The organism is Methylobacterium trifolii (assembly GCF_022179685.1).
Lineage (GTDB): Bacteria > Pseudomonadota > Alphaproteobacteria > Rhizobiales > Beijerinckiaceae > Methylobacterium > Methylobacterium trifolii.
The window spans coordinates 1-7,935 of sequence record NZ_BPRB01000326.1 but is presented as its reverse complement, the minus strand read 5'-3'; the positions used below and the strand labels follow the sequence as shown (position 1 = coordinate 7,935).

Annotated in this window: 7 protein-coding genes; 5 read left to right on the top strand and 2 right to left on the bottom strand. The window is 71.7% G+C overall.

The window, feature by feature from the left end:
* Window positions 1-46 precede the first annotated feature (46 nt).
* Both trmB and COGEMETH_RS23440 read left to right on the top strand, forming a co-directional pair.
* Entirely contained in the window at window positions 47-769 is a 723-nt protein-coding gene (trmB, locus tag COGEMETH_RS23445) for a tRNA (guanine(46)-N(7))-methyltransferase TrmB (RefSeq protein ID WP_238185089.1), read from the top strand.
* A gap of 142 nt (window positions 770-911) precedes the next feature.
* Complete coding sequence (locus COGEMETH_RS23440) at window positions 912-2,651, top strand: HWE histidine kinase domain-containing protein (protein ID WP_238185088.1); 1,740 nt, start codon at window positions 912-914, stop codon at window positions 2,649-2,651.
* A 69-nt stretch (window positions 2,652-2,720) separates the two neighbouring features.
* On the opposite strand, the gene COGEMETH_RS23435 is transcribed toward COGEMETH_RS23440, so the two are convergent.
* Window positions 2,721-3,623, bottom strand: a complete 903-nt coding sequence (locus tag COGEMETH_RS23435; protein ID WP_238185087.1) for a hypothetical protein — start codon at window positions 3,621-3,623, stop codon at window positions 2,721-2,723.
* Window positions 3,624-3,892: 269 nt separating this feature from the next.
* Between COGEMETH_RS23435 and COGEMETH_RS23430 the strand changes: the two genes are divergently transcribed.
* Complete coding sequence (locus tag COGEMETH_RS23430; RefSeq protein ID WP_238185086.1) at window positions 3,893-4,492, top strand: superoxide dismutase; 600 nt, start codon at window positions 3,893-3,895, stop codon at window positions 4,490-4,492.
* 69 nt (window positions 4,493-4,561) lie between these two features.
* Here the strand turns inward: COGEMETH_RS23430 and COGEMETH_RS23425 are convergent, their stop codons facing one another.
* Window positions 4,562-5,218 (bottom strand): TetR/AcrR family transcriptional regulator, encoded by a 657-nt coding sequence (locus COGEMETH_RS23425; protein WP_238185085.1) that lies wholly within the window; start codon window positions 5,216-5,218, stop codon window positions 4,562-4,564.
* 136 nt (window positions 5,219-5,354) lie between these two features.
* On the opposite strand from COGEMETH_RS23425, the gene COGEMETH_RS23420 reads away from it, so the two are divergent.
* Window positions 5,355-6,875, top strand: a complete 1,521-nt coding sequence (locus tag COGEMETH_RS23420; protein ID WP_238185084.1) for a flavin-containing monooxygenase — start codon at window positions 5,355-5,357, stop codon at window positions 6,873-6,875.
* 39 nt (window positions 6,876-6,914) lie between these two features.
* Window positions 6,915-7,748 carry an SDR family NAD(P)-dependent oxidoreductase gene (locus COGEMETH_RS23415; protein ID WP_238185083.1) on the top strand — a complete coding sequence of 278 codons (834 nt, stop codon included), beginning with the start codon at window positions 6,915-6,917 and terminating at the stop codon, window positions 7,746-7,748.
* Window positions 7,749-7,935 lie beyond the last annotated feature (187 nt).

Here is a 7,935-nt window from a genome sequence, read left to right as displayed (position 1 = left end):
CGCAAAGGGGGGAGGGACGATTCCCACACGACAACCGAGCCGGGACGTGACCGAAACGAGCCCCCTGGCCGCCGCCGAGGCCCCCGAGCGCGCCTTCTTCGGCCGCCGCAAGGGCAAGCGCCTGCGCGGGTTGCAGGAGCGGCGCTTGGCCGAATTGCTGCCGCGCCTGCGCGTGACCCCGCCGGAGGACGGCAGCCGCCTCGACCCGGCGACCCTGTTCCCCGATCTTCCGATCCCCCCGAACGACGTCTGGCTGGAGATCGGCTTCGGCGGCGGCGAGCATCTGGCAGCCCAGGCCCGCGCGAACCCCGACATCGGGATCGTCGGGGCCGAGCCCTTCGTCAACGGCGTGGTCAAGCTCCTGGCCGCGGTGGACGAGGCGGGTTTGCGCAACGTCCGCATCCGCGACGAGGACGTCACCGCCCTGCTCTCCGCCCTGCCGGATGCGAGCCTGGGGCGGGCCTACCTGCTCTACCCCGATCCCTGGCCCAAGCGCCGGCAGCGCAAGCGCCGGTTCGTCTCGGACGCGACGCTGGCCGAGATCGCCCGCGTGCTGAAGCCGGGCGGCCTGTTCCGGTTCGCCAGCGACATCGACGACTATGCCGGCTGGACGCTGGTGCGTGCGGCCCGCTGCCCGAGCCTGCGCTGGAGTGCGCGGTGCGCCGCGGACTGGACGCGCCCGTTCCCGGACTGGCCCGGCACCCGTTACGAGGCCAAGGCGGTGGCGGCCGGACGGCGGCCGACCTACCTGGAATTCGTGCGAACTTAGCTGTTGTCGGCGCGCCGCCGAGGGCGCACCGACTTGCTCCTGCAACGCTTGCTCTCCATGTTGGCGCGGCTCGTCCGCATCCAGAATGCCGGACGGGGACGCGCCGTTGGACGAGGCGACGCCGCGCGGTCAGAGGTACGGAGTGGGCGAAAGGCTCGATCACAGCCCGGCACCGGATGCCGGAGACCTGCGCCGCGTGGCCTTCGAGGAGGCCGCGGTCGGCCTCGCCGTGCTCTCGGCCGATGCGCGCCTGATCCTCGATGCGAACCGGGCCTTCTGCGACCTCGTCGGCCTCGCGCCGGACGGGCTCACGGCGCGCCCCATCGCCGACCTGCTCGGTCCGGGCGGCGTCCTGGCCGAGGGGGTGCAGGTCTGGCGCCGCGGCGACGGGGGCCCGGTGGACGTGCGGGTCCGGAGGTCGGGAACCGCAGGGACCGTCCTCGTCGTCGAGGCGGTGGATGCCGACGAGGCGGCGCGCTCGGCCGAGAACCGGGACGCCCTGGTCGCCGCCGGGCTCGGCGAGTGGCGCTGGGACGCCTTGAGCGGCCGCCTCACCCTGTCGCGGCGGGCCGCGCAGATCCTGGGCCACCCCCCCGGCCCGTCCGTGACCTGGGCGGAATTGAAGGCCGGGATCGCGGAGAGCGAGGCCACGCGCATCCGCGCCCTCGTCGGCGAGGCGATGGCGCAGGCCAGGAGCTACGCCTTCGAGTGCCGCCTGAAGCGCGCCGAGGACGGGCGCGAGATCATCATCGGCGCCCGCGGCCAGCCGGTCCGCGGTCCGGACGGCGGGCTCTCGGGCATGGTCGGCGTGGTGCAGGACGTCACCACGCGGGTCGAGGCCCGCGACGGGCTGATGGCGCGCGACCAGCGCCTGCGGGTGGCGACCTCGCTCGCCCGCCTCGGCATCTTCGAGTGGCACATGCTTGAGGACGAGGCGATCTGGGAGAACGACCGCATGTTCGAGATCTTCGGGCACGGGCCCGAGGACGGCACGGTCGGCAAGAACGAGTTCCTGAACGACATCCTGCATCCGGACGACCGCCAGGCCGTGCGCCGGGCGATCTCGACGGCGTTGCGCGAGGACGCGATCCTGCACACCACCGGGCGGATACGGCGGCGCAGCGACGGAGCGTGGCGGACCATCGACATGGCCGGGCGCTTCGAGCGGGACGCACCGAACCGCCTGCCCCGGCGCCTGATCGGGGTCGTGGCCGACGTGACCGACCGGCGCGTGGCCGAGGAGCGCCAGACGCTCCTGATCCGCGAACTCCACCACCGGGTGAAGAACACCCTGGCGACCGTGCAGGCCATCGTCGGCTCGACCGCGCGCACGGCCTCGAGCATCGACAGCTTCTACGAGGCCTTCGTCGGGCGCATCAAGTCGCTCGCCCACACCCACGCGGTGCTCACCGAGGACACCTGGCAGACCGCGAGCCTGCGCAACCTCCTGCTGAACGAACTGAAGCCCTACGCCGAGGAGGACGGGGACGGGGACGGGGCGGCCGACGGGCGCATCGCCCTCGACGGCCCCGAGATCGACCTGCCCTCCGAGATCGCGGTGCCGATCGGCATGGCGATCCACGAACTCACCACGAATGCCGCCAAGTACGGCGCGCTCTCGAACCGCAGCGGCCGCGTCGCCGTCGCCTGGGCCATGCTGCCGGACTCGCCTAACGGAACCCTTCGGTTCGCCTGGCGCGAGAGCGGCGGCCCCACGGTCCTGCCGCCGAGCCGCCAGGGGTTCGGCTCCCGCCTGCTGCAGCGGGTTCTCTCCACCCAGGTCCAGGCCGAGGTCGAGACCACCTACGCGCCGGACGGCTTCTCCCTGACGATGCTGGCCCCTCTGCCGCCGCGCAACGACGCCCTGAACCCGCTGACCTGAACGGGTCGGACCGTTTCCGCTCGGGCGAAGCCGCAATCCGCATCGCGCAGCGACCGGCCGGATCTCGTGTCAGGCGGCGCCGCGGGCCCCGGCCTCGCCGCCGGCATTCACGAAGGCCTTCAACTCGTCGAGGGAGGCGAAGGTGAAGCGCCCCTGCGGGGTCTCCGCTTCGATCGAGCCGTCCGCGAACATCACGTAGGTGTTGCCGCCCGAGGCATGCCGGCCCACCACCTCGCGGGCCGGGTCCGGCCGGGCCGCATCCGCGTCGCCCCGGTGATCCGGCTCGGGGTCCCGGGCCGCGTCGAGGGCGGGGCGCAGGGCCGGGGCGTCCGCATCGCGGTCCGTCTCCGTCGTCGCAGCAGCGTTCGGTTCGTCGGCCGCCGCGAACAGGTCGTCCTCCGGCTCCGGGCCGGCATCCGTCCGCGCCGGCGGTTCGGGTTCGGGCCCCGGTTCGCGCAAGGAAGGCGGGGCGGGCGTGAGGCCCGGGATCGGCAGTTCCGGCTCCTGCGCGGCCTCGGGCGGGGCCGGCTCGAACAGCGCGTCCTCGAAGGTCGGCTCGACGTGGGGCCGGCTCCCTGCGGCCCCGACGGCCAGACCGCCGAGGGCGCCCGCCGCGACGCCGGGCAGGACCGGCCGGACGGTGCCGGGCCCGGATTCGACCCGCGGCTGCTCGGGGATGGCGACGGCCGGCGCGTGCGCCAGTTCCGGCCGCTCCCGATCCTGCAGCATCGGTGCCTGCGACGTGGCCACGGCGTCGACGATGCGGCGCGTGTCGAAGGCCCGTTCCACCCGCCTGAGGCCGGAGGCCACGACGCCGAGGCCGAACAGCACCGTGCCGCTCGACGCGGCGACCGCGCCCGCGATCACCATCGAGAGGCCGCTCTCCAGGCGAACGTAGGGGAAGCCCTGGACCACGGCGGCGCATCCGCCGATGACCATGGCGGCGGAAAGCGCGAACAGCGCAGCGATCATGAGACTCTCTAGAATACAGGCCGGCACACGCCTCGCCGGACTTCGACGCCCGGCACAGTAAAGTGCTGGCGGCGTTTTGCAAAACCGGAACGCCCATCGGCTGGGAATTCAGTCGCCTGCATTCCCTCCCGGCGTTGCCGAGGCGATGGCACCGACTTACCTACCCGTCCGTTGACGTGCGGAGAGCGGCCGCGACGGCAGCCCGGAATGACAGGCCGCCCGACACGGAACCCGCTCGGCACGCCCCCGCGAAACCGGAGACACCACGCATGACCTTCACCCTGCCGGAACTGCCCTACGCCTACGACGCGCTCGGCCCGTACATGTCGAAGGAGACCCTCGAGTTCCACCACGACAAGCACCACAAGGCCTATGTGGACACGGGCAACAAGCTGCTCGAGGGCACGGACCTCCAGGGCAAGAGCGTCGAGGAGGTGGTCAAGGCCGCCTACAACACCAACCAGCCGCTCTTCAACAACGCCGGCCAGCACTACAACCACATCCATTTCTGGCAGTGGATGAAGCCCAACGGCGGCGGCGCCATCCCCGGCGCCCTGGCCAGGAAGATCGACGAGGACCTCGGCGGGCCTGAGAAGTTCAAGGCCGACTTCATCCAGGCCGGCGTCGGCCAGTTCGGCTCGGGCTGGGCCTGGCTCGCGGTCAAGGACGGCAAGCTCGCCATCCTCAAGACCCCGAACGGCGAGAACCCCCTGGTGCACGGTGCCAAGCCGATCCTCGGCGTCGACGTGTGGGAGCACTCCTACTACATCGACTACCGCAACCGCCGCCCCGACTACCTCAAGGCCTTCATCGAGAACCTCGTGAACTGGGAGCACGTGGAAAAGATGTACGCCGAGGCCACCGCCTGATTTTTTCCCGTTTTCGAATCGAGGGCCGCGCTCCCGCCGGGAGGGCGGCCTTCCCTTTTGAACCTGCGCTCAGCCGATCCCGGCCTGCGCCAGCCCGGTCTCCGTCAGGTAGGGGCGGAACAGGCTCGCGACCTGGGCCGCGCCCCAGTCGAGGTGGTCGCGGCGCACCTCCGTGATCCCGCGGCGGGAGCGCAGGTAGTCGATCCAGTAGGCCGAGACGATCCAGGCGTTGACGATGAGGCTCTCGGCCTCATCCGGGCTCGCGCGCAGCAGCCCGGCCTCCTGCATGCCTGCGAGCGCCTGGCGGACGTGGTCCTGCCCCGCGTCGCTCACGGTCTTGAGGCGGGCGCGCAGGGCCGGCGCCAAGCGGAAGATCGTGCCCCCGTCCCGGTAGAAGAAGCGCCATTCCCACATCAGGGTGAACCAGCCGGCGAGATAGGGCCCGTAGCGGCGCCCGGCCGTGTCCGGCGCCGCGTGGGCGGTGGCGACCCGCTCCAGCCGCGCCTCGAACTCGGCGAACAGCGCCTCCAGGATCTGCTCCTTGCGCTGGAAGTGGTAGTACAGGTTGCCCTCGTTGATGCCGACATGGGCCGCGATCTCGGCGGTGGTCACGCTGGCCGGGCCCCGCTCGTTGAACAGGAGCCGGCAGGCCTGGAGGATGCGCGCCCGCGTCGCCGGGCGTCTCCCCTTGGGCTCCTCGCCCGCCTGTGCCGCTCCCGCCGCCATCGTCCCGCCGCCCCCGGATCATCCACCCCGACGCGTCCTGGTCGGGTCCGGAGAATTTAAGGTCTTCACCTGTTGACGTCCATAAGGTGTACACCTTAATTCCGGTGCAGACACAGGACGAACGGAGCCGTCGATCATGGATGCACGCCCGCAGGCGATGCCCACGAAGCGCGCCGACCCGCAGACGCAGCATTTCGACGTGCTGGTGATCGGTGCCGGCATCTCCGGGATCGCGACCGCGCACTACCTCCAGGCCGACTGCCCGCGACAGCGCTACGCCATCCTGGAGGGCCGCGAGGCCATCGGCGGCACCTGGGACCTGTTCCGCTATCCCGGCCTGCGCTCGGATTCGGACCTCTACACCTTCGGCTACAGCTTCCGCCCCTGGCGCAGCGACAAGGCCATCGCCGATGGCGGCGCCATCCTGCGCTACATCCGGGAGACGGCCGCAGCCGAGGGCATCGACAGGCATATCCGCTTCGGCCATCGGGTCGTGCGCGCCGCCTGGGACTCGCAGGCCGCCCTCTGGACCGTCGAGGCCGAGGTCGGCCCGGACCGGACGCCCGTGCGCTACACCTGCGGCTTCCTCTCGGTGTGCAGCGGCTACTATTCCTATGAGGGCGGCTACAGCCCGGAGTTTCCGGGGCTGGCGCGCTTCGGCGGCCGGGTCGTGCACCCGCAGGCCTGGCCCGAGGACCTGGCCTATGACGGGCGCCAGGTCGTGGTGATCGGCAGCGGGGCCACCGCCGTGACCCTGGTGCCGGAGATGGCCAAGCAGGCCGCCCACGTCACCATGCTGCAGCGCTCGCCCACCTACATCGTCGCCCTGCCGAGCCGCGACAAGATCGCCAACTGGCTGCGCGCCCGGCTGCCGGGGCGCCTCGCCCACGGGCTGGCGCGCTGGAAGAACGTGCTGCTCTCGATGTTCTTCTACAACTTCGCCCGGCAGAAGCCCGAGGCGATGACCCGGCGCATCCTGGACGGCGTGCGGGCGCAGCTCGGCCCCGACTACGACGTCGCCAAGCACTTCACCCCCGCCTACAAGCCCTGGGACCAGCGCCTCTGCCTCGTGCCAGACGGCGACCTGTTCAAGGCGATCCGCTCCGGCAGGGCCTCGGTCGAGACCGACCGCATCGAGACCTTCACCGAGACGGGGGTGCAACTGACCTCGGGCAAGCACCTGGAGGCCGACGTGGTCGTCACCGCCACCGGCCTGCGCCTGACCATGCTCGGCGGCATGAAGCTGACCGTCGACGGGACGCCCGTCGATCCGTCCGAAACCTTCCTCTACAAGGGCATGATGCTCAGCGGCGTGCCCAACCTCGCGGTCTCGATCGGCTACACAAACGCCTCGTGGACGCTGAAATGCGAGCTGACCGCCCGCTACCTCTGCCGCCTCCTGAACCACATGGAGGCCCGCGGCTACGCCTGGTGCGCGCCGGAGGCCGACCCGGCCCGGCTCACCGAGGCGCCGACGCTGCCGCTGACCTCCGGCTACGTCCGCCGCGCGGCCGGCATCCTGCCCAAGCAGGGCTCGGCCAAGCCGTGGCGGCTCTACCAGAACTACGCCCTCGACATGGCGGCCCTGAGGTTCGCCCGCCTCGACGACGGCACGATGCGCTTCGGGCACGCGGCGGCCGCGCGCCGGGCGGCCTGAGGCTGCGGGACAGGTCGAAAAATCCGAGGGAGGGACACGATGGCGCCGATGAGGCTGGAGAACCGCACCGCCCTGATCACGGGGGCGGGCGGCGGCATCGGCCGCGCCCTCGCGCAGTCGCTGGCCAGGCGCGGCTGCCACGTCGCCCTGGCCGACCTGAACGCGGCGGGCCTCGACGAGACCGCCCGCTTGCTGTCCACCAACCGCGTCCGGATCAGCCGTCACCTCCTCGACGTGGCCGACCGCGCGGCCGTGGCCGCCCTGCCGGAACGGGTGCTGGCCGAGCATTGCGGCCTCGACCTCCTGTTCAACAACGCGGGCGTGGCCGTGGGCGGCCATTTCGCCGACGTGAGCGAGGCCGATTTCGAGTGGCTGTTCGAGATCAACTTCTGGGGCGTGGTGCGCATGACCCGCGCCTTCCTGCCCCTGCTCCGGGCCAGCGACGACGCGCGGCTCGTCAACCTGTCGAGCCTCTACGGCCTGATCGCGCCCCCCGGCCAATCCGCCTATTCGGCCAGCAAGTTCGCCGTCCGCGGCTTCAGCCAGGCCCTGCGGCATGAATTGGAGGGCACGTCCATCGGCGTCACCCTGGTGCATCCGGGCGGCGTGGCCACCGCCATCGCCGACAGCGCCCGCGTCCCGGCCGGCACCGACCCGGACGAGGCCGCCCGCGCCAAGGCCGGGATGCGCAAGCTCCTGAAGCTTCCGGCCGCCCGGGCCGGCGAGATCATCGTGTCGGCCGTGGAGCGCCGGCAGGGCCGGGTGCTGGTCGGCTCGGACGCCAAGGTCGTCGCCCTGATCGAGCGCTTCGCCCCGGTCTCCTACTGGCGGATCATCGAGCGCCTGGCCCGGCGGGAGCGGAGTGCCGCCTGACGGAACCCTGCCGGCTTGCCTGCCGTGTCGGGAGGGTCGTAAGGCTCGGGCCGAGGCACGTGTCCCCCTCCCACGGGACGAATGGCTTACACGCGTTTGCCGAATTCAATCGTGGACCTCGTTCGGACTGCCTGGACGCCTGAAGCCTCGCGTCCCTCCCCCCTCTGCGGGGGAGGGTGGCCCTCGC